The sequence below is a fragment of the Shewanella sp. SM101 genome (genome assembly GCF_025654465.1).
In the GTDB taxonomy this organism is placed as follows: Bacteria; Pseudomonadota; Gammaproteobacteria; order Enterobacterales; family Shewanellaceae; genus Shewanella; species Shewanella oncorhynchi.
The window spans coordinates 1-513 of sequence record NZ_JAKKRH010000152.1; the positions used below are offsets into that span (position 1 = coordinate 1).

The 513-nt window shown below is 44.6% G+C and carries 1 rRNA gene; it reads right to left on the reverse strand.

The window, feature by feature from the left end:
- Positions 1 to 339: 339 nt before the first annotated feature.
- Positions 340 to 513, reverse strand: a 16S ribosomal RNA gene (locus tag L5M38_RS24435); the annotation flags it as partial.

Genomic DNA, 513 nt, shown 5'->3' on the forward strand with positions numbered 1-513 from the left:
CACCTGCGCCGCATTGCGACCAGCTTGGTTTTACTTGTCTCACTTCTGACCAAAGAAGTGGACGCGCCTTAGACGTAAACTATTCAATAAAGAATAATTTACTATTGAATATTCAAGACACTTAATAAAGTGTTTGAGAACTCATGTTCAATGCTTGCGCATTAAACGTTTTGTAATTAATCACATGACAGACTCATGCAATTAAATACTATCAGCTTTCCAAATTGTTAAAGAACAACATCTACCTGCAAGAGGGATGTTTCGCTCTGACTTCTCGTGAGAGAAGCTAAACAAGCAATCTGTGTGAACACTCAACAAACATTAAGTTAGTCGTATAGGTAAGGAGGTGATCCAGCCCCAGGTTCCCCTAGGGCTACCTTGTTACGACTTCACCCCAGTCATGAACCACAAAGTGGTGAGCGCCCCCCCGAAGGTTAAGCTACCCACTTCTTTTGCAGCCCACTCCCATGGTGTGACGGGCGGTGTGTACAAGGCCCGGGAACGTATTCACCG